Origin of the sequence: Iodidimonas nitroreducens, assembly GCA_000710935.1 — a bacterium.
Classification (GTDB): Bacteria; Pseudomonadota; Alphaproteobacteria; order Sphingomonadales; family Rhodothalassiaceae; genus Iodidimonas; species Iodidimonas nitroreducens.
In genome coordinates this window covers 1-21326 of the sequence record BAYV01000002.1, presented here as the reverse complement: position 1 = coordinate 21326, position 21326 = coordinate 1, and the positions used below count along the sequence as shown (strand labels likewise).

The window sequence follows — 21326 nt, the reverse complement described above, 5'->3', positions numbered from 1 at the left end:
GAAACAGATAAAAGATGCCCATGGTGGTGCAGGTGAAGCCCCTGATCACAGGAAAGTTTCCGGGATGATCAGAATATCCCCCGGCAAAACCATTGTATTGGCTTTGATATTTCCTGATTTCAAAAGGCTATCGAGCCGCACACGATATTCTTTTTGCTCGCCATCCACCCAGCGCACCAGGGTGGCCCTGTTACCAGCGGCAAATTCGGTCAGCCCGCCCACGGCGATCATTACATCAAGCAGGGTCATATTGGCACGATAGGGAATGGCTGATGGATTGACCGCTGCCCCCACAACCCGCACCTGTTGCTCGAATGTGCCCACAAAACCGGTCACCATCACGGTTACCAATGGGTCTTGCACAAAAACACTTAAAGCGCCCTCGATGTCGCGTGCGAGTTCCGTGGGGGTTTTGCCGGCCGCTTCCAGATCATCGATCAAGGGCAAAGTGATGCGCCCATCGGGACGAACCAGCGCATTGCTGGCCAGATCCGGATTGCGCCATACAAAAATATTGAGAGAATCGCCCGGGCCGATGCGATAAAGCGGCGCATCCAGCGCCGGTGCATTACTATTTACCGGAGGCAATGTGCTTTTGCTGGCGCAAGCCGCCACCAAACAAACAGCCAGCAAAGCCAGCGCCCTGATCATCATGCCCGTTCCCTTGCATCAAAGCGGTTCATTTTACGTACCCGTTAGCGGGTTTATCACAGAATGGTTATGCATTCTACATTACTTATGGTTTTCATAGTGTTAACATTGTTCAGAATGTGTCAGAACAGGAAAATCCCGATTTGATACAAATCGCATGAGAATAAATGTTTTTAAACCTTGGAGTGTATTTTTAAAATAAACTAAATTGTATCTAAAAATAGATTTCTTCGCGTTTGTTTATTATCATTACATAATGTGCACAAAATAGCCCTATTTAATAAGCAGAACAGAATATACGTGCAATTCGCCTCATAATTTTAGGAAGAATTAAGGGACACCACCTATGCTAAATATCGAGAAGAATGACTTAGTCATCACAGGGGCTTTTGGTCATAATAATAGTACGGTGTCCCAATGGTTTATCAGGTTAGAGAGACGATCCGCGCGGCCCAGTCAGCCCAGGAAGCGGAGCAGAGCTTGACCGATTTATATTATAAGTGGTTTGATGTGGTCCGTTGCGACACAAAAGAACTTATCAAGAAATCTCAACAACTTCGCTATCAGGTCTATTGTCTCGAAACGGGATTCGAAGATCCGTCAGCCAATAGCGATGGCCTGGAAAAAGACGAATCGGATGTTCATGCCCTGCATAGCCTGCTGATTCATCGCCCCTCGGGCATGGTGGCGGGAACGGTCAGGCTGATCTATCCCGATCATCATCGCCCCCATTCGGGCCTGCCATCTTATCATGTTTCCCCTATTTTGGCCGATGGGAACGCTCTTGATCTTCCCCGCGATCAGACGGCGGAAATTTCACGCTTTTCGGTTTCCAAGGCCTTTCGCCAGCGGATGGATGATGGGCTTTATTCCACTGAGGTCAATGACAACACGCCCGAATTTCTGGGCCGCCGGGCTTTGCCCAGCATCACTTTGGGCCTGATGCGGGCGATTGTGGAAATGACCCGAGATGCCGGAATGACCCATGTCACCGCCGTTGTCGAGCCTGCCCTCATTCGTTTGCTGGGGAAACTGGGCATTCGCTTTGATCGCACCGGCGAAACGGTCAATTATCATGGCATCCGCTATCCCGTTTATCGCAATATGTCAGAGCTTTTGGCCGGAATTTATCAGCAAAAGCCCGAAATCTGGCACGCCATCACCGATGGGGGCCGGGTCTGGCCCCTCACTGCGGCGCAAACACGCCTGCTGGCTTAAGATGGATCAGGATTTCGATTATGATACAGCCTTCAGCCGCACGCTGGGCTGGATCACCCACACGGAACAACAGATCCTGAAAGGCAAGCGCGTGGCCATTGCCGGGCTGGGCGGTGTGGGGGGCGGCCATGCCCTGATGCTCGCCCGTCTTGGGATTGGAGCCTTTCATATCGCAGATTTCGATCATTTCGATCTCGCAAATATGAACCGACAGGCCGGCGCCTTTGTCAGCACCATCACCAAGCCGAAATGCGCCGTGATCAAATCAATGCTGCTCGATATCAACCCGGAAGCCGAGATTAAAGACTTCCCCCAAGGGGTTGATGGCGACAATCTCGATGCCTTTCTCGAAGATGTTGATCTGTTCATCGATGGGCTTGATTTTTTCGTGCTCGATATCCGCCGCGCCCTTTTTGCCCGCGCCCGCGCACTTGCAATCCCGGCTATCACTGTGGCGCCGCTGGGCCTTGGGGCCTCATTGCTGACCTTTATGCCCGATAGCTTGTCTTTTGATCGCTATTTCCGTTTTTCGCCCACAAAAACCGATGAAGCCTCACGACAAAACGAGACAGCCGCGCAAACCAAAAATTATGTGCGCTTCATGATCGGGCTGGCACCGGCGGCTTTGCATCGCTCGGCACTGGTGGATCAAAGCCATGTTGATTTTTCTAAAAAAGCCGGGCCATCCACCCCCATGGCCTGTGGCATGGCCAGCGCCCTTTTAGGGGCCGAAGCCTTGAAAATTCTGCTCAAGCGGGGCCGCATCAAGCCCGCACCCTTTGTGCATCAATATGATCCCTATCAACAACGCTTGCGCACCACATGGACAGCCGGGGGCAATGCCAATCCATGGCGGCGGGTGAAAATCGAATTGGCCCGGCATTGGATCGAAAAGCTCATCGCAAAGGGGCCGCAAAATCATCTGGCGGATAGCGTAGCCGCCGATGCGCCGCGCCTGCACCAGATTCTGGATCAGGCGCGATGGGCCCCTTCAGGCGATAATGAACAGCCATGGCGCTTTGAAATTCTGGATGATACCAGCCTGCGCATTCATCTGATCTACCATCCGGGCAGCAATTTTTATGAATATGCCCATGGCCGCCCCATTCTGCTGGCTGCCGGTGGCCTGCTGGAAACCATGCGCATTGCCGCCAGCCATCACGGCTTATCAATCAAATGGACGCTGGATGAAAGCGCCAATCCATGGTCCATTCACGTCACCTTCCATGAAGCCGATGTCTCCCCTGATCGCCTGATGCCTTTCATCAAATCGCGCACGGTGGACCGCAGGCCCTATCGCAAAATCGGCCTTGATGCCAAAGAGATGGCCAGGCTGGAACAGACCCTGCTCAAAGGCGGGCGGATCATCTGGTTTCAAAGCCCCAAGGCGCGCTGGGCGATGACCCGGCTGAATATGAAGGCGACGCTTTTGCGCCTGACCATCCCCGAAGCCCATCGGGTGCATCAAAAAGCCGTTAATTTCTCAACGGATCACAGCCCATGGGGCATGCCCGCTCAATCAGTGGGACTTGATCCCCTGACCGTGCGGCTGATGCGCTGGGCCAATGCAAAATGGTCGCGCACAAAAATTCTCAATCGCCTGTTGGGGGGGGCCTGGGCTGCCAGCCTGCAATTGGATATTCTGCCCGGAATGAACTGCGCGGCGCATTTTGCCCTGTGCTGGGATCAGGATACAGGCGCAAGACCCGATCAGGACTGGATCATGGCGGGCCAGCATATGCAGCGTTTCTGGCTGACGGCCCATGCCATGGGGCTTTCGATCCAGCCATCCTATGCGCCGCTTATTTTTACCCATGGGGCAAGCCATGAACAGCGCTGGTCTGAAAGCAGAACCGACATCAAGGCCAAGGCCATCGGCCAGTTTTTTGATTCCGTGATGGCCTGTTCCAGCGATGCGGTGATTTTCCCCGGCCGCATTGGGCGATCGCGCAGGCCGGTTGCCTCGCGCTCTGTGCGCCAGCCTTTATCCAGCTTGTTTACCGAGAAAGCCAGCTTGTTTACCGAGAAAGAATGAGCGGCAATTCCTGATTTAAGCGCCCATAGCAAAACCCCCCGAAGCCAGCTGCTTCGAGGGGTTTTTTATCAGGTTTACGAGATCGCAGCCATCAGATGCTTTTGCGGCGACGGCCAATCAGACCAAGGCTCAGAAGCCCAAGACCCATGAAGCCAAGGGTGGCAGGCACAGGAACCTGAATGCTGAACTGAAGATCATCCTGCACCGGAAACACGTTCCCGCCATTCTGCGTGGTGGGGAATTGCAGGCTGCCGCTGCCGAAGACCTTGTTGCTCAGCAGAAAGCCGGGGCCGAAATATTGCCCCACATCCAGATTGAAAAAGAACGAGCCCAGTTCGGACACCCCGGCAATGGGATTACCCGTAATGCCAACACCGCCGAACGTGGTGGTGTTCAAAGGCACGCCATTGGATTGAAACATGGAATCCGCAGCAAAAACCGTGCTCAGGAAGCGATTACCATCCACGGCTGTGGCGATCGAGCCTGCGATATCGGTAATGTCATTGGCAAAGAATGAGAAATCATTGTCGGTATCTTCATAAAGTATCGTTGCGGTGCCGGCAGCAACCGGTTCAGCAATCCCAAGAATGGTACTGAAGAATGTTGGATCCACGGCTTCGAAATCAATAGTGCCACTGGCAAAGGATTCAGACCCCGCAGTGGTTTGCACCTGAGATGTACCGATATTGCTGATGCCCCGAACCTGAGTCAAGAACACGCCGGTGATTTCGGTATTAAGGGTATCCAATGCCGTGCCACCGATGCTAGAGATATCGATCACCCCGCCGAAAATATCCCCGATCTGAATTTCACCCAGAACTGGCGCAAATGAACCATCCTGCTGCTGGCGCAGAACAAATTCACCGCTATCATCTTCAAAAACGGTGCTTCCACCAAAATCAAAAACAGACCGTGGAAGCGCATGTGCGGAACCAACGGACAGGGAGGCCAAAAGCAGCGCAGGCACCCCTAATTGAGCTATTTTTTTCAACATCTTATCTCTCCTTAAAACCACGTTACACACCCGCCCCACATTTGTTCCGACACGCCGAGGGGTCAGTCATGCCCATACGAATGCACATCCCGTGCCAAAATTAAAAATTCATATAATTCAATAATTTGTTCTGTTTTCGGAATTTGAATATCCGTAAAGTGATAAATATTCTGACAGCTTCATGGCCTGCTTTCCGGGGTTTTCAGGCCATTTGGTCGATGGGATGGCAAGATGATTAATTATTTGTTTATAAATGAAGGATTTAGCGGGCCAATCTTGGAGAATTGACAAAGATCGAGCCTGTAAAAATATTTTACAGATCAACCCTATATATCTTTTGCCACGCCATTATGATCCCGGATCTTCAGCCGCTTTTGAGATATTTCACCGCCGCATCGCGCTCGAATAAATAGAGCAAAACCCGCAAAGCCGCGCCGCGCGGACCTTTCAGTTCGGGATCGCGGGTCATCACAAGGCGGGCATGATCGCGCGCCATCGCCATCAGATCGCCATGGGCTTCCAGATCGGCCAAGCGAAAATCCGGCAGGCCCGATTGGCGGGTGCCCAGCACATCGCCCGCACCACGCAGGCGCAAATCTTCTTCCGCCAGCACAAAGCCATCTTCGGTTTCGCGCATGATATTAAGCCGGGTGCGGGCCACCTCCCCCGCATCGGCGGCACGCAAAAGCAGGCAGGTGGATGCCGCCGCGCCCCGCCCCACCCGGCCCCGCAACTGATGCAATTGTGCCAGCCCAAAACGCTCGGCATGTTCGATCACCATGATCGTGGCATTGGGCACATCCACCCCCACCTCGATCACCGTTGTCGCCACCAGAATTGCAAGCGCCCCGGCCTTGAAATCCGCCATCACGGCATCTTTTTCTGCCGCCTTCATTCGGCCATGCACCAGCCCCACCTTTGATCCGAAAATCTGCTGCAAATGGGCGTGGCGATCTTCGGCAGCGGCCAGATCGCTTTTTTCCGACTCCTCAACCAAAGGGCAAACCCAATAAATCTGCGCCCCCGCCCGCATCGCCCGCCCGATCCCATCCACCACCGCATCAAGCCGATCAAGCGAGATCACGCGCGTATCGATGGGCTTTCTGCCCGGCGGTTTTAGAACGATCCGGCTCACATCCATATCGCCATAAAGCCCCAAAGTGAGGGTGCGCGGAATGGGGGTGGCGGTCATCACCAGCACATCCACCGCATGGCCCGCCTTTTCGGCCAGCGCCAGCCTTTGAAACACCCCAAAGCGGTGCTGCTCATCCACCACCACCAAAGCCAGATCATGGAATTGCACATCTGTGGTGAGCAGGGCATGGGTGCCGATAAGAATATCGATCTCGCCCCGCTCTAATGCCGCCAAAATATCGGCCCGCGCCCGGCCCTTCACCCGCCCGCTCAAAAAGCCGAGCCGCAAGCCCGCCGTTTCGGCCAAAGGGCTGAGGGCATCGAGATGCTGCCGCGCCAGAATTTCGGTAGGGGCGAGCATTGCCGCCTGCAATCCTGCGCGATCATTAATCCCTCCCACCCGCGCCCCCACAGCCGCCGCCATGGCCAGAAAAGCGATGATCGTCTTGCCCGATCCCACATCCCCCTGCACCAGCCGCAGCATGGCTTCGGGCCGCGCCAGATCGGCTAGAATGTCATCCAGCGCCCGCCTTTGATCGCCGGTCAGCGGCCAGGGCAAGGCATCGAGGATTTTTTGCTGATCGGCGGCATTGGCCTCTAAGGCGCGTCCCTTTTGCCGCCGGGATCGATGCCGCACCAGCCCCAAAGCCAGTTGATGGGCAAATAGCTCATCGAAAGCCAGGCGCCGCCGGTTCGGGCTTTGGGGATCGAGATCATCCGTCGTTTGCGGTTGATGTGCCGTTTTAATCGCCACCGGCCATGCGGGCCAGCCTTCGCGGTCCAAAAGTGCCGCATCCAGCCATTCGGGCAAGGCCGGTATGGCATCCATCGCCCCGATCAGGGCTTTGCGAAGCTGCTTTTGTCCCAACCCTTGGGTGAGGGGATATAATGGCTCCAAAAGCGGTATCTGATCGGCATCCTGCGGCTTTAGGATATAATCGGGATGGGTGATCTGGGGGCGACCCTGAAACATCTCGACCCGGCCCGAAATCAGCCGCGCCTCGCCCACCGGCAGGCTGCGCATCAGCCAATCCCCGCGCGCATGGAAAAAAACCAACGTCAGAAAACCGCTGTCATCGCGCACCAGAACCCTTTGGGTTTTGCTCTGGGCCGCGGCAGGCTGATGCTGATCGACCACCACATTGAGGGTGACGATTTCCCCCTCATTAATTTCAGCGATCCGTGGGCGCGCCCGCCTATCAACAAGCCCCACCGGCAGATGCCACAAAAGATCGATCACCCGATCCCCGCACAGGCGCTGATAAAGGGCCTGATTGCGCGGACCAATACCGGGCAGCCTGATCACATCGGCAAATAGCGGAAATAAAACGGATGGGCGCATAGGCATTTCCCACGATCAGCGAAATCAACCCCGTGGGACACGGGCCCCCCGCCATTCTTCATTGAGCAGGGCATAAAAATAATCATCCAGCCATTCCCCATCGCACAGGAAAGACTTTCTGAACACCCCTTCGCGACGGAAACCAAGCGCTTCCAAAAGCCTGATCGAAGGTTGGTTGGGCGCTACCACCGCCGCCGTGAGCCGGTGAAGCCCGCGTTCAGAGAACAGATGATCCACCATCATCCCGACCGCTTCACCCGCCAACCCACGCCCTTGAAAACTATCGAGCAGGCGATAACCGATCTCAGCCTGTTGCGGCCCCGGAATGCCAAAACCCACGCCGATATCGCCCGCCGTCTCGCCGGTGGAGCGATCGACGATGGCATATTGATACCAAGTCCCCGAAGGTCCATCCTCCCCGGGCGATTTAGACTCCATTTCCGCCACCATCTCCCGCACCCACCCCTCAGTATCGGGATGATCCCAGCCGGTATAGCGATTGGTTTTTTTATCCACGCGGGTACCGATCAGGGCCGGAATATCCTGCTTTGACACCGGCCTGACGAGAAGCCGGGGATTTTTTTCCAATATCGATAGGGTCATGCGTATTTTTCCCCTTCATCCACATTATTTTTTGCGGCCCATCCTGTGCTGACTGCATCTGGATGGCAAGCGCCTTTGATCACAGTTTCCACTGCTTTGAGGCTGGACCCACAGGCATCCGGCTTTTATAGTCCGCCGCCACGCTGCCCGCATATTGCGGCGCATTTTTTCATCTTCAGACGAATGTGAACCCCATGGCAGAAACGCTTCCCAATGATGATCTTGATCTGGAAACACGCAGAAAAAGGCTGGTTTTCCGGGCCTGGCATCGGGGCGTGAAGGAAGCGGATATCATTCTGGGCCATTTTGTCCGCGATCATGTAGCAGGCTGGGATCAGGAAACCCTTGCCTGGTTTGAGCGGCTTTTGGAAGAAAGCGACCGCGATATTCTCGCCTGGATCATGAAATCCGAGCCCATCCCGGCCCTTTTCGATACCAAGCTGATGCGGCTGATGCAAAAGCTCGATTATGTGAAAATCGGGGATTGATCCCAAGCCATGGCCGATTTTTCCTCATTATTGATTGCTGATCGCCGCAAAACCCTTGCCGGAGTGCCCGAGGGCTTTGATGCCCTTATCTTAGCGGATCTGGCGCGCGTAGCCGCCTCCACCTTGGGGCGGGTGCCAATCCTGCACATCGCCCGCGAAGACAAACGCCTGTCCGAACTCGCCGATCAGATCGCCTTTTTTGCCCCCGATATTGATATTGTTAGCGTGCCCGCATGGGATTGCCTGCCTTATGATCGGGTTTCCCCCCATGGGGCGATCATGGCCCGCAGAATGGCCGCGCTCAGCACCCTTGCCCGGCAATCAAAGCCTGAAGCTAAAAAGCAGGGCCAGCCTTTTCCCCCACAGATCGTGCTCACCACCATTGCCGCCGCCACCCAGCGCGTGCCATCGCGCAACTTTGTCAGCGGAAAAAGCTTTGCCGCTAAGGTGGGCCAGCGCATCGATACCGAAGCCCTGATCGCCTTTCTCAGCCGCAGTGGCTATAGCCGCGCCAGCCAGGTAACCGAGCCGGGCGAATTTGCCCAGCGGGGCGGCCTGATCGATATTTTCCCGGCCGATGCCGAACAGCCGGTGCGCCTTGATCTTTTTGGTGATGAGCTTGATCAATTGCGGGCCTTTGATCCCTTAAGCCAGCGCACCACCGGAAATCTTGAGAGTCTTGATTTGCGGCCACTGGCTGAATTTTCCCTTGAACCCGACACGATCAAGCGTTTTCGCCGCGCTTATGTGGAAAACTTTGGGGCCGTGAGCGAGCATGATCCGCTTTATGAAGCGATCAGCGAAGGGCGCGCCTATCAAGGGGCCGAACATTGGCTACCCCTGTTTCATGATCGCATGGAAACCCTGTTCGATTATTTGCCCGGCGCGCTGCTCACCCTTGATCATCAGGTTCCCGAAGCCGCGAAGCGGCGCTTTGAAGCCATTCGCGATTATCACCAAAGCCGCAAGGAACAGGCCGCCAGCTCGGCCTCAATAGCCTCAGCCCCGCAATCCCTGTCATCGCCCTATAAGCCCCTGCCCCCCGCAAAGCTTTATCTGGCCCATGATGAATGGGATGATCTGCTTGATGAACGCGCTGCCCGCCTTGCCTCGCCCTTTGCCGCCGAAGACAGTGCCGATCTGATCAATTTCCATGGCAAATCAGGGCGGGATTTCGCGCCCGAGCGGCTCAATCGCGAGCTCAATGTTTATGAGTGCCTGCGTGATCATGTGCGCGCCTGCCTGAAACAGAAAAAGCAGGTGATGATCGCCGCTTATTCCGATGGGGCCCGCCAGCGCATGAAAATGGTGCTGGCCGATCATGGCATGGTGGAAACCGCAATCGCCGATAGCTGGCAGGATGTGAGCCGCCTGCCCGCCCATCAGCTGGTGCTGGTGGTTCTGACTTTGGAGCATGGCTTTGAAACCCCCGATCTGGTGCTCATCACCGAACAGGATCTTTTGGGGGATCGCCTGATCCGCAAGGGCCGCAAAAGCCGTCGTGCCGAAGATTTCCTGCGCGATGCGTCATCCCTTTCACCGGGCGATCTCGTCGTTCATTCCGATCATGGGGTGGGGCGGTTCATCGGCCTGCATATGATCGAGGTTTCGGGCGCGCCCCATGATTGTGTCGCCCTTGTCTATCGCGATGGCGATAAGCTTTTTGTGCCGGTCGAAAATATCGATGTGCTGACCCGCTATGGCTCTGAAGAGATGGGCAGCGAATTGGATAAGCTGGGCGGCCATGCCTGGCAGGCGAAAAAAGCCCGGATGAAAAAGCGCATCCGCGATATGGCCGAAGAGCTGATCAAGATCGCTGCCGCCCGAGCCATGAAACAGGCCGAACAGCTTGAAGCCCCCACCGGCCTTTATGATGAATTTGCCGCCCGCTTTCCTTATGCCGAAACCGAAGATCAACTACGTGCCATCGAGGATGTAACCAGCGATCTGCTGTCCGGCAAACCGATGGACAGGCTGATCTGCGGCGATGTGGGCTTTGGCAAAACCGAAGTGGCCCTGCGCGCCGCCTTCATTGCGGCCATGTCGGGCCATCAGGTGGCGATCATTGCCCCCACCACCCTCCTTGCCCGTCAGCATTATCAGGGCTTTACCGAACGTTTTCGGGGATTGCCCATCCGGGTGGAACAGATCTCGCGGCTGGTCTCTGCCAAGGATGTGAAGGCCACCAAGGAAGGCCTGCGCGATGGCACGGTGGATATCATCATCGGCACCCATGCGCTTTTAAGCAAAACCATCAGCTTCAAGCGCCTTGGGCTTTTGATCATTGATGAAGAGCAGCATTTTGGCGTGGGTCACAAGGAAAAGCTGAAGCAAATCAAGGCCGATGTGCATGTGCTGACCCTCACCGCCACCCCCATTCCGCGCACCTTGCAGCTTGCCATGTCGGGCATCCGCGATCTTTCGCTGATCGCCACCCCGCCGGTGGATCGTCTGGCCGTGCGCACCTTTATCTCGCCTTTTGATGACATGATCATCCGCGAAGCCCTTCTGCGCGAGCATTTCCGGGGTGGCCAAAGCTTTTATGTGGTGCCGCGCATTGCCGATCTGGAAGAGGCCGCCGCTTTTTTGAAAAACAATGTGCCGGAAGTGAAATTCATCACAGCCCATGGCCAGATGCCCCCCGGCCAGATCGAGGACACCATGACCTCGTTCTATGAGGGGCGCTATGATATTCTGCTCTCCACCACCATCGTCGAATCGGGGCTGGATATTCCCCGCGCCAATACCCTGATCATCCACCGGGCCGATATGTTTGGGCTGGCGCAGCTTTATCAGTTGCGTGGCCGGGTGGGCCGCTCGAAAACCCGCGCTTATGCCTATCTCACATATCCCGCCAATAAAATGATGACCACAGGTGCCCAAAAGCGGCTTGAGGTGCTGCAATCCCTTGATACTCTGGGGGCCGGTTTCAGCCTTGCCAGCCATGATATGGATATTCGCGGGGCGGGTAATCTTTTGGGCGATGAACAATCAGGCCATATCCGCGAGGTGGGGGTCGAGCTTTATCAGCAGATGCTGGAAGAAGCGGTGGCCGAAGCCCGCACCGGCGGGGCGAGCGCGGAAGACGAAAGCCACGCGGCCCTTTCGCCACAGATCAATGTGGGGGCCAGTGTCCTCATCCCCGAACGCTATGTGGAAGATCTCAATCTGCGCATGGCCCTTTATCGGCGCATTGCCGATCTGGGATCGAAAGCGGAAATCGATGGCTTTGCCGCCGAGTTGATTGATCGTTTCGGCCCGATCCCTGCGGAAGTGGAACAGCTTCTGGCGGTGATCGAGATCAAGATCGCCTGTATCCATGCGGGCATTTCAAAGGCCGATGCCGGGCCCAAAGGCATCACTATCAGCTTTCATCGCGATCATTTCGATAATCCCGCCGGTCTGGTCGAATTCATTTCAAAACAAACGATCACTGCCAAATTGCGCCCCGATCACAAGCTGGTTTATCTGGCCCGGGCCGAAGATGTGAACCGGCGGCTGAAGATCGTTTTGCAGCTTGTGCGCGGATTGGCAAAACTACGCAAAACCAAGGCGGCCGCCTGAAAAAGCGGCTACTGATGGCCGCCAAAAATTCTGAACTTAATTTCCGGGGCGAATGCTGACCGGCACGGTGCAGATATCGATCATCCCCGATGGGCGGTGTTTCCAGAAATCCCCCGTGCGATTGCGCAAGGCTTCGACCTGCGCCAGAAAACGCGGATGGGAGGTATTGATCACCTCAAGCCTTGTGCGCTCGCCCGGTGGCAGATCAGCGGCGATGGCCATGGATTTGATCGGCGTTTGCAGCGTGCGATCCGCGATCACCCCGCCATTGATATCACGATTGCCACGATGCGCCCCTTCGATGAAGCGCATCCCCATGAGCACCCGGCCAATCACCGTTAAATTGCGATCCAAATGGCGCGGCGCCTGCCCGATGGTGATATAAAATTCCGATGTTGCCGAACCGGCTTCATTGCCCCGCGCCATGGCCATCACAGCAGGGCAATGGATCGCCCATTCCCGCGTCATACCGGCATCCCGACCCAGCGGAAAGCCTTTGTAAAAACCCGTTATGGGGGCGTAAGGATCATCGGTTTCTATAGGGGAGAAACCGTCGAGCCGGCCCACATCCCATTCAAATTCTGCCACCACCGGGGCGATATCATCCGCCCTGCCCTGCAGCCCCGCCTGCGCCACGAAATTTTCAATCACCCGATAAAAGCTGCTATTTTCATAGCGGCCTTCGCGCACCAGCTTTTTTAACTGCGCCACATTTTGGGGGGCAAGATCGGGGGCAAGCTCGATGACCACCCGGCCCCGCTCCATTTCCAGATAAAGCGCATTTTCCGGATCAAGGGGCCGCCACACATCATCCTGTGCCGCAGCGGGCATCATCGCGATGAAAAGTGACAGAGAAAAAGCCGCCAGAACGCCTCTGAAGACGAGCCCTGCTTTAAACGCTTGAGCGACCATAAAGGCTGTCCTTTCCCGAAACTTATGCCAAACGGTTTTTGGCCGCACGCAGTTTATCAAGGGTTTCACGCTCCTGTTCCAATCGCGCGCGGGCCTCTGTCACCACCTCGGGCGGCGCATTGGCAACAAATTTCTCGTTTGATAAGCGACCGGACAGGGCCTTGATCTCACCCTCGATCTTGGCAATCGCTTTGGCAAGCCGCGCCGTTTCTTCGGCAATATCGATGACCCCTTCCAGCGGAATGGCCCCGCTCGTCCCCTCCACAATGAATTGCACCGCCCCTTTGCCCGGCAGTTCATCACTAATGGCAATATCCGCCAAACGGCTCATCCGCATGATCAGATCGCGATGCCGACCGAGCCATGACAGCTTGCGCGCATCTTTTTCTTGCAACAAAACCTGCAGCTTTGCGCCTGCGGGCACATTGGCTTCGGATCGTGCGGAGCGAATGGCGCTGATCAGGCTGATCAGCCAGTTGATTTCGGCAAAGGCCGCCTGATCCACCGCATCGGCCCCGATAGTGGGCCAGCGGGCATTGATCAGATCGCCGCGCTCACCCGCAAAAAGCCCATGCCATAATTCTTCGGTGATAAAGGGCATGAACGGGTGCAACAGCACCAGAATCTGATCCAGAACCCAGCCCGCCACCGCCCGGGTTTCATCTTTTTCCGGGCCATCATCCCCCAAAAGCACGGGCTTGATCAGCTCCAAATACCAATCGCAAAAGCTGCCCCAAGTGAAATGATAAATGGCATTGGCCGCACCATCGAAGCGGAACGCATCCAAGGATTGGGTCACGGCCTGTGCGGTTTTGCCCACCTCGCCGATGATCCAGCGATTAACCGCCAGATCGGCCTTTGGCGGCAGGATATCCGCCGAGCCGCCAATGCCGTTCATCTCGCAAAAACGGGCGGCATTCCATAATTTGGTGCCAAAATTGCGATAGCCTTCCACCCGGCTTTCCGCAAGCTTGATATCCCGGCCCTGGGTTTCCAGCGATGCCATGGTAAAGCGCAGGGCATCGGCGCCATATTGATTGATGAAATCCAAAGGATCGATCACATTCCCCTTGGATTTCGACATCTTCTCACCCTTTTCATCACGCACCAGCGAGGTGATATAAACGTTGCGAAAAGGCACTTCATCCATGAAATGGAGGCCCGCCATCATCATCCGGGCAACCCAGAAAAAGATGATATCAAAGGCGGTAACAAGGGTCGCCGTGGGATAAAAGCGCTGCACTTCCGGCGTTTCATCAGGCCATCCCAGCGTGGAAAAGGGCCAAAGGGCTGAGGAAAACCAGGTATCGAGCACATCGGGATCGCGGGTCAGGGCCACATCCGGCCCGGCTTCGGCCTGCGCTTCGGCCTCTGTAAAGGCAACATAAATACTGCCATCCGGCCCATACCATGCCGGGATCTGGTGCCCCCACCAAAGCTGACGCGAAATGCACCAGGGCTGGATATTGTCCATCCATTGATAATAGGTCTTGGTCCAGTTTTCCGGCACAAAGCGGGTTTTCCCCTCGCGCACGGCCCTGATCGCCGGTTCGGCAAGGGTTTTGGCATCCACATACCATTGATCGGTGAGCCAGGGCTCGATCACCACGCCGGAGCGATCTCCATAGGGCATCATGATCCGCTTGGGCTCGATCTTGACCAGCACACCAAGCGCATCGAGATCGGCGACCACGACTTTCCGCGCTTCTTCCCGGCTTAGCCCGCGATATTTTTCGGGAGCCTGATCATTGATCGCTGCATGAGCATCGAAAATATTGATCTGCGGCAAATCATGGCGTTTGCCCACCTCGAAATCATTGAAATCATGGGCGGGGGTGATTTTCACTGCCCCCGAACCCTGCTCGGGATCGGCATGTTCATCGGCAATGATCGGGATCAGGCGATCGGTGAGGGGCAGGCGCACCTGCTTGCCGATCAGATGGGTATAGCGTTCGTCATCAGGATGCACGGCCACGCCACTATCGCCCAGCATAGTCTCGGGCCGGGTGGTGGCAACCGTGATGGTTTCATCCGTGCCATCGATGGGATAGGCGAAATGCCAGAAAAAGCCATCGACCTCGCGCGGTTCCACCTCGAGATCGGAAATGGCCGTGCGGAATTTCGGGTCCCAGTTGACCAGCCTTTTATCGCGATAGATCAGCCCTTCGCGATAATAGTGCACGAACACCTTCAAAACCGCCTGCGACAAGCCTTCATCCATCGTAAAGCGCGAACGCGACCAATCCGCCGACGAACCAAGACGCTTTAATTGATTGACGATGGTGCCGCCAGATTCCTCTTTCCACTGCCACACCCGTTCGAGAAAGGCTTCGCGGCCCATCTCCCGACGATCCAGCCCTTCGGCGGCCAATTGGCGCTCCACCACCATTTGCGTGGCGATGCCCGCATGATCCACACCGGGCTGCCACAGCACATCCTTGCCCCGCAGCCGTTCAAAACGGCAGAGAATATCCTGCAAAGTGTTATTAAGTGCATGGCCAACATGCAAAGAACCGGTGACATTGGGCGGTGGGATCACGATGCAATAAGGCTCGGCCCCCGGACGCTGCCCGCCCTTGAAGGCACCCGTTTCTTCCCAATGGGGGAACCATTTCTGTTCGATTTCGGCTGGATTATAATGCTTGTCCATCAACGCGGCCCGTCCTAGTCATTGTGGCTTTCATGATCGGGGCGCACTCTAGCCAGCAAGGCTGCCAGAAGAAAGACTTAAAGCGCAAGAAAGGCCAATGAAAGGCTGTGTGAATCGGGGTTCATCGCCTTTAATAAGCGGTAGAGGCATGGCAAGCAACGAGGATGCCTATTTGCGACCACCGCGCGCGGCGATACGTGCCACTTCCCGCTCGACCATATCTTCGACGATCCGGGGCAGATTTTCATCAAGCCAGGCCCGCAGCATGGGCTTAAGCATTTCCCGCACCAAACCTTCAAGGGTATTGCCCGCCCCTTCATAGCCACCCACCAGCATCGCCGATAATTCCGCAAAGCGGGCGCTAGTTTGCGCCTCGGTATCCGGTGAAACGATGGCGTCTTCTTCGGGCGGCGCATAATCGGTCAGATCGAAAACATCGTCTTCCAGCTCGGGCTCAACGTCTGGTTCGGGCTCCGGCTCCGGCTCATCATAAGGCTCGGGCTCGGGTTCGGGCTCATCATCAACTTCGGGCTCGGGCTCCGGCTCATATTCGATTTCCGGTTCCGGATCAGGCTCATCATCATCGGAAACCTCAAGCTCCGGCTCCGGCTCCGGGTCGGATTCCGGAGCCAAGGCCGAAGACTGCTCCGCCTCATCCGCTGCATCTTCTGAAATGATGCGGCGGATCGAGGCGAGGATCTCCTCCATTGTCGGTTCTTTTTCGACCGTTTCATTCATTGATGATTATCAAGGCCCCAGCAAGAATTCATTATGAAAGACCGAAGGTGACTTATAAACACCTGCAAGAGTGTTAATGATCACAAAAAATTCTGCTAAAATCCAGCCTCAACAGAACTAGAGCAGCAATTTAATCACCTGTTCCCCAGCCGATGATCTTCCATTTCACATCGCTATAATATTCTTCCGGCTTGTAAAGGTCTACAGGCAATGCCAGCGAGGCGGCATTCAATCGACCCACGGCTTCCAATACGGCAAATCCGGCCACATATTCATCCCGGCGCGCGGTTACCAGATTCACCCGGCTATCGAGCAGAATTTGTTCCGCATCCAAAACATCCAAGGTAGTGCGCGATCCCACAGACGCTTCCTGACGCACCCCTTCAAGGGCGATTTCATTCGCCCGGACCTGCGCTTCGGTGGCTTCGATGCTGGCCTGCGCCGCCCGATAATTGGCCCAGGCAATGCGCACATTCTGCATCACCTGACGTTCGGCCGAGACAACCTGCAAGCGCCGCTGATTATTGATCTGCTTGGCCCGGCGCACTGCTGAATATTCAGCCCCCGATTGATAAAGGGGAATATCGATGGTGATGCCATAGCGGGTATTTTCATTAGTATTGCTGGCATCCACGAAGGTATTTGGCAAGGGGTCAAAGGTCAGGGTCGGGCTTTCCCGGCGCGCATAATCGGCAAAGGCGCTGACTGTGGGCAAAACCGCGCCCTTGGCTTCATTGACATCAAATTTGGTCGCCTTTTCAGTGAAGCGCGCCGAAACCACAAGCGGATTTTCCGCCAGCGCCACATCAACCGCCACATCTTCGCTTTGGGGCAAAGGCGGCAATTCCGGGGCGCTTTCCAGCGTTCCGGGGAACATGCCGATGATCCGCCGATAATTGGCCCGGCTGCCATCAAGGGTGGCCTGCGAGCGGATCCATGTGGACCGCGCCCCGGCGAGGGCGGCTTCAGATTGCGCCACATCCGTGCGGGTCACCTCACCCACGCGGAAGCGATCATTGCTGGCTTCCAACTGACGGGTGAGCACGGTGATATTATTATCATTGAGACGCACCACCGCTTCATCGCGCAGCACATCCATATAGATGGTCACAGCATCAAGCAGAACCTGCTGTTCCGTGCTTAAAAGATCGGCACGGCCAGCCTGCACTTCGGCCTTTGCCCCTTTATACTGATTGAAATTGCGCAAACCGCGAAAGATCGGCTGATCGATGCGGGCGCTATAGGCATCATTGGATCCGCTGAAATCATTGTCGTTCACAATCGAACCATCAGTAGAGCGGATGGTGGTGGATGAAATATCCGATTCAAACATCTGCACCTGACCGCTGATCGATGGCCGCCAGTTTGAAATCGCCGTGGGCACGGCTTCATCAATGGACCGTTGAAACGCCCGGGCCGCCAAAAGATCGGGATTGCTGTTATAGGCTGTTGCCAGCGCTTCTCGCAAAGTTTCAGCCTGAACAGAACCGGTTAACCCATAGGCCAGAACCGATGCTGCCAATAAAAAACGGGAAATCTTCATGTCGCTCAAATCCTCCGATTGGCCCTTGATTTTGCGGGCCGCCTCGCTGCCATGCTTATTATCTTTGCGATTTTGGTCCGGGCCCGTTCAAAGCCCGTCCTTCGCATTGTGCGCCAACCATATCGGAAAGAGATATCGCGAAACAAGCATCCATTTCTGCATAAAAGGATAAAAGCCTAAAAAACCTGAACATAAAGACACGAAATCGGCAGGTCATCACACTGGTCTTTTATCCCGCGCCATCAAGACATACCTCGTCATCCAATCTCATCGGATGAAAAGCTGAAGGCGGGTGCCTTGGAAAAGCCCGGCAAAACTGGTGTAAAGGCATCAAAAACATCGCGTCCGCCCACGGCATCGCCGCTTTTAACCATCACATGGGCGCGGCTCAGACCATCATGCACATGCACACAGACCAAACGCCCACCATCGGCAAGCTGGCCGATCAGCGCTTCGGGAATATATTCAACCGCACCATTTAAAACGATCACATCAAATGGCCCCTGTTCGGGGGCACCGGCTGTCAAATCGCCCTTGATCACCACGGCATTATCGCAGCCCAATTCCGCAAGCTTCGCCCCCGCCCGTGTCAGCAGATCGTCTTGTTCCTCAAGCGCCACAACGGTTTCCGCAAGCTTTGACAAAACCGCCGTGGAATAGCCCGTGGCTGCCCCCACATCCAGCACCACATCATCGGGCCTGATTTCGGCTTCCATGATCATCCGGGCGAAAATCATCGGCTCCATCAGATAGCGGCCATCGGCGATTTCCAGATCCTCATCAACATAAGCAACCCCGCGCAGGGCTTTGGGCACGAAAGATTCCCGCGGGATCGCCTCAATAGCGGCCAGCACCTGATCATCGGACACACGATTGGGGCGAATCTGCCCGGCAATCATGGCCAAACGCGCGGCCTTGGAGATATCGCCCTGAGAGGCGGCGGGAAAAGCGGATTGTCTCATCGTGGATTGATCCTTCATGAAGCGCCTATGGCGAGGACTTATAAACAGTGCTGACAAATCTGACAACGCCCGCTCACGCTCTTTTGCTGCTTTTATCCGCTTATTCATTGCGCCGGGGCGATAGCTTTGCTATATGCCCGCCTCGCCCCCTGATGGCCCGGTGGCGGAGTGGTTACGCAGAGGACTGCAAATCCTTGCACGCCGGTTCGATTCCGGCCCGGGCCTCCATCTTTCACGCGGGCACGTCTTCCAAGAACGCGGCAGCATAAAAAACGCGAACCGGCTGACCGGTCCGCGCTTAATTGGCTCGAAAATGCCTTGATGGCCGAGTTGTTGCCTTAGGCTTGGCGACGACGAAAAGCTGCACCCGCAGCCAAAAGGCCAAAACCAAACAACAGCAGGCTGGCAGGCACCGGCACCGCCACAACGCGCACATCAATCCCCGCAACTACAGGGTTCACCTGCACATTGCCCGATGTGTTCAAAGCCGTGAGGCTGAAGCTGTATAAGCCCCCGATATTGGGATCAAAGGAACCCAAGGGCGGGATCACAAGTCCGGGGATACCATCACTGAGGAAAGAGAACAGCAGATTCTGGCTGCCTTGCACAACCGAACCCGTGGCGCCATCCAAAAGGATCGTGCCCGCATCAACAGCATCAGACGGATCAAAATCAAAAGACAGAATGAACGAATAACCATCATTGACAAGATCTGCGATGGTCGCCCCCTCAACACCAACGAAAAATGCGAAATTCCAAAGCGCGCCTTCAACGCCGCCGGGGCTGAAACTGGTGCCCGCCCCTGCGGTGAAGGTTCCGGCACCATCATGGGTAAGCACCGGATTAAAAAAGCGCTGATGCGCCGTGAGACCAAGCGTCAGAGTGAAAATATCCTGCCCCGAAGTCACCCCCTGCCCGCCGGAAATAGCAACATTCTGATTGGGAATACCATCACCGCCAAAGGTCGCCTCATCCAAAGGACCAAATTCATCGAACACAGGCATGGCCTGAACAATCGATGAAAAGGCCAGGCTGCATAAAGCCGCAGCCGTCATTTTTAGCAAAACATGCATCTTTCCATCCTGATTTTTGTTAAAACTTTATTAATGCAATGATGGTGCCAAGCCTATAAGGCATTCATAAATAAGGATTTTGTTGTTTGCGCCTATTTAAAATATGGTCTTTATGTCAAAAATCCTGACAAAAACCACGCCATAAAAGCCGATTTGTCAGAATATTTTACAATCTGATCCAAAATATCACGTTTCGGAAAAAAATCTGAAACTTGGGCTTGGCAGGATAAATTTTTCGTCTTATACGGGGCGCCATTGGCTGCACAGCCAAAGATCATCAGGTTTCCTGATCTGGCCAAACAGGGCTTTTCAAAGCTCATGGCCCGATCTGATCCCCGGTAGCTCAGTTGGTAGAGCGAGTGGCTGTTAACCACTATGTCGCTGGTTCGAGTCCGGCCCGGGGAGCCAATAAAGATAAGGGCTTGGGAGTTTTGCTCCTGAGCCCTTATTTTATTCAGAACCCATCATCCTGTGAGGACAAAGGGCAAGGCTATCAATGCGCAGCCTTTTGCTCCCCAAGTCTCGCCCCCACAAGTCTCGGGCCGACGGTTCGCTCCCGCGAACAATCGACCCGACCTTATCTCAGCAATCGAAATCCGCAAGCAATGGAACACCAGCCGCTGCTCGCTCGATAATAGCATCGGCAATGCCGGGCAGATTGATCTCATAGGTCGCCACATCCAGCGTCGTCCGTGCGCTCCAGGAGGAAAAATCCACCTGCGGCAATCGTCCCGGACAAAGCGATAGCAGGCGTGCCGTCACTGGCGCGAATTTGCCAGCCATCGAGGCTGACCGCCTGCGGACCATCATTATATAATTCGATCCATTCGTCAGAGGCGCTGTTTGTCGTCCCCATCCAGGCGATTTCATTGATTTGCACCGCAGCCTGTGCCGATACACACCAGATAAGAGTATAAAAAGAATAGATGATGCTATTGAGAGCTGTGCTTCTTTTGATTCGCATGATTAATCACCAACGTTATTGTTTCCGTAGGCGACTATTATTATGTGATTCACTGTTTGAATTTATTAAGAGAGTTTATTTGTTTTTCTTCACTCTCTTAAAAATTGTATAAGCTCCAGGAGCCCGGATATAAAAACATTGGGTTTAATTTCATGGGCTTGCCGATTTTTACGAGCACGGCACAGAGCTTGTCGCCGGCATAGCCGCGATTTATCTTTGGCGTGCTCAGCCCTTCACGAGGTGGACCCCGGGTCAAGCCCGGGGTGACGATTTTTGTGGGTCAAGCCCGGGGTGACGAAAGAGGGGGCCCGGGATGACGCAAGTTGTGAGCACTTCATATAAATTTCGTCACCCCGGCCGCTGAGCCGGGATCCATCTTTGGCGTGTTCAGCCCTTCACGAGATGGACCCCTGTGTGTTGGGGCTGTGATATGATGGGTGCGGGCGGGAGATCGT

General features: G+C 55.3%; 16 protein-coding genes and 2 tRNA genes. 6 read left to right on the top strand and 12 right to left on the bottom strand.

The window, feature by feature from the left end; translation table 11 throughout:
* Positions 1-45 precede the first annotated feature (45 nt).
* The gene (locus tag AQ1_RS00440; protein ID WP_150007236.1) at positions 46-654 is read right to left on the bottom strand and encodes an XrtA/PEP-CTERM system exopolysaccharide export protein; all 609 of its coding nucleotides are present in this window, start codon (positions 652-654) and stop codon (positions 46-48) included.
* Positions 655-1131: 477 nt separating this feature from the next.
* Between AQ1_RS00440 and AQ1_RS00435 the strand changes: the two genes are divergently transcribed.
* Positions 1132-1869: a PEP-CTERM/exosortase system-associated acyltransferase gene (locus AQ1_RS00435; protein ID WP_161760330.1), complete on the top strand. Its 738-nt coding sequence runs from the start codon at positions 1132-1134 to the stop codon at positions 1867-1869.
* A 1-nt stretch (position 1870) separates the two neighbouring features.
* Positions 1871-3904, top strand: coding sequence for a ThiF family adenylyltransferase (locus tag AQ1_RS14790; protein ID WP_042082817.1), 2034 nt, complete (start codon positions 1871-1873; stop codon positions 3902-3904).
* 91 nt (positions 3905-3995) lie between these two features.
* Here the strand turns inward: AQ1_RS14790 and AQ1_RS00425 are convergent, their stop codons facing one another.
* The 3 genes from AQ1_RS00425 to AQ1_RS00415 form a co-directional block, all read right to left on the bottom strand.
* On the bottom strand, positions 3996-4898 hold the full coding sequence (locus tag AQ1_RS00425) for a PEP-CTERM sorting domain-containing protein (protein WP_042082814.1): 903 nt from the start codon (positions 4896-4898) through the stop codon (positions 3996-3998).
* 364 nt (positions 4899-5262) lie between these two features.
* Positions 5263-7374: an ATP-dependent DNA helicase RecG gene (gene recG / locus AQ1_RS00420; RefSeq protein ID WP_042082811.1), complete on the bottom strand. Its 2112-nt coding sequence runs from the start codon at positions 7372-7374 to the stop codon at positions 5263-5265.
* A 24-nt stretch (positions 7375-7398) separates the two neighbouring features.
* Positions 7399-7977 carry a GNAT family N-acetyltransferase gene (locus tag AQ1_RS00415; RefSeq protein WP_042082809.1) on the bottom strand — a complete coding sequence of 193 codons (579 nt, stop codon included), beginning with the start codon at positions 7975-7977 and terminating at the stop codon, positions 7399-7401.
* 194 nt (positions 7978-8171) lie between these two features.
* On the opposite strand from AQ1_RS00415, the gene AQ1_RS00410 reads away from it, so the two are divergent.
* Both AQ1_RS00410 and mfd read left to right on the top strand, forming a co-directional pair.
* Positions 8172-8465, top strand: coding sequence for an FAD assembly factor SdhE (locus AQ1_RS00410; protein WP_042082806.1), 294 nt, complete (start codon positions 8172-8174; stop codon positions 8463-8465).
* Positions 8466-8474: 9 nt separating this feature from the next.
* A complete protein-coding gene (mfd, locus tag AQ1_RS00405) occupies positions 8475-12029 on the top strand; it encodes a transcription-repair coupling factor (protein WP_042082804.1) in 3555 nt (1184 codons plus the stop codon).
* Positions 12030-12065: 36 nt separating this feature from the next.
* Here mfd and AQ1_RS00400 read toward each other — a convergent pair whose 3' ends face one another.
* From AQ1_RS00400 to AQ1_RS00380, 5 genes are all read right to left on the bottom strand, one after another.
* Positions 12066-12941: a peptidylprolyl isomerase gene (locus AQ1_RS00400; protein WP_081836947.1), complete on the bottom strand. Its 876-nt coding sequence runs from the start codon at positions 12939-12941 to the stop codon at positions 12066-12068.
* A 22-nt stretch (positions 12942-12963) separates the two neighbouring features.
* Positions 12964-15594 carry a valine--tRNA ligase gene (locus AQ1_RS00395; RefSeq protein ID WP_042082802.1) on the bottom strand — a complete coding sequence of 877 codons (2631 nt, stop codon included), beginning with the start codon at positions 15592-15594 and terminating at the stop codon, positions 12964-12966.
* Positions 15595-15759: 165 nt separating this feature from the next.
* A complete protein-coding gene (locus AQ1_RS00390) occupies positions 15760-16299 on the bottom strand; it encodes a DUF2497 domain-containing protein (protein WP_313981697.1) in 540 nt (179 codons plus the stop codon).
* A gap of 160 nt (positions 16300-16459) precedes the next feature.
* Positions 16460-17872 (bottom strand): TolC family outer membrane protein, encoded by a 1413-nt coding sequence (locus AQ1_RS00385; RefSeq protein WP_042082797.1) that lies wholly within the window; start codon positions 17870-17872, stop codon positions 16460-16462.
* Positions 17873-18129: 257 nt separating this feature from the next.
* Positions 18130-18834, bottom strand: coding sequence for a protein-L-isoaspartate O-methyltransferase family protein (locus tag AQ1_RS00380; protein WP_042082796.1), 705 nt, complete (start codon positions 18832-18834; stop codon positions 18130-18132).
* Positions 18835-18988: 154 nt separating this feature from the next.
* Between AQ1_RS00380 and AQ1_RS00375 the strand changes: the two genes are divergently transcribed.
* Positions 18989-19062: transfer RNA gene (locus AQ1_RS00375), tRNA-Cys, on the top strand.
* A 110-nt stretch (positions 19063-19172) separates the two neighbouring features.
* On the opposite strand, the gene AQ1_RS00370 is transcribed toward AQ1_RS00375, so the two are convergent.
* Together AQ1_RS00370 and AQ1_RS15240 are read right to left on the bottom strand one after the other, a co-directional pair.
* A complete protein-coding gene (locus tag AQ1_RS00370; protein WP_042082794.1) occupies positions 19173-19907 on the bottom strand; it encodes a PEP-CTERM sorting domain-containing protein in 735 nt (244 codons plus the stop codon).
* A 110-nt stretch (positions 19908-20017) separates the two neighbouring features.
* Positions 20018-20227, bottom strand: a complete 210-nt coding sequence (locus AQ1_RS15240) for a hypothetical protein (RefSeq protein ID WP_042082790.1) — start codon at positions 20225-20227, stop codon at positions 20018-20020.
* 12 nt (positions 20228-20239) lie between these two features.
* Here AQ1_RS15240 and AQ1_RS00360 point away from each other — a divergent pair.
* Positions 20240-20315 (top strand) — tRNA-Asn (locus AQ1_RS00360).
* Positions 20316-20571: 256 nt separating this feature from the next.
* Here the strand turns inward: AQ1_RS00360 and AQ1_RS15375 are convergent.
* Complete coding sequence (locus AQ1_RS15375; protein WP_462686899.1) at positions 20572-20763, bottom strand: lamin tail domain-containing protein; 192 nt, start codon at positions 20761-20763, stop codon at positions 20572-20574.
* Positions 20764-21326 lie beyond the last annotated feature (563 nt).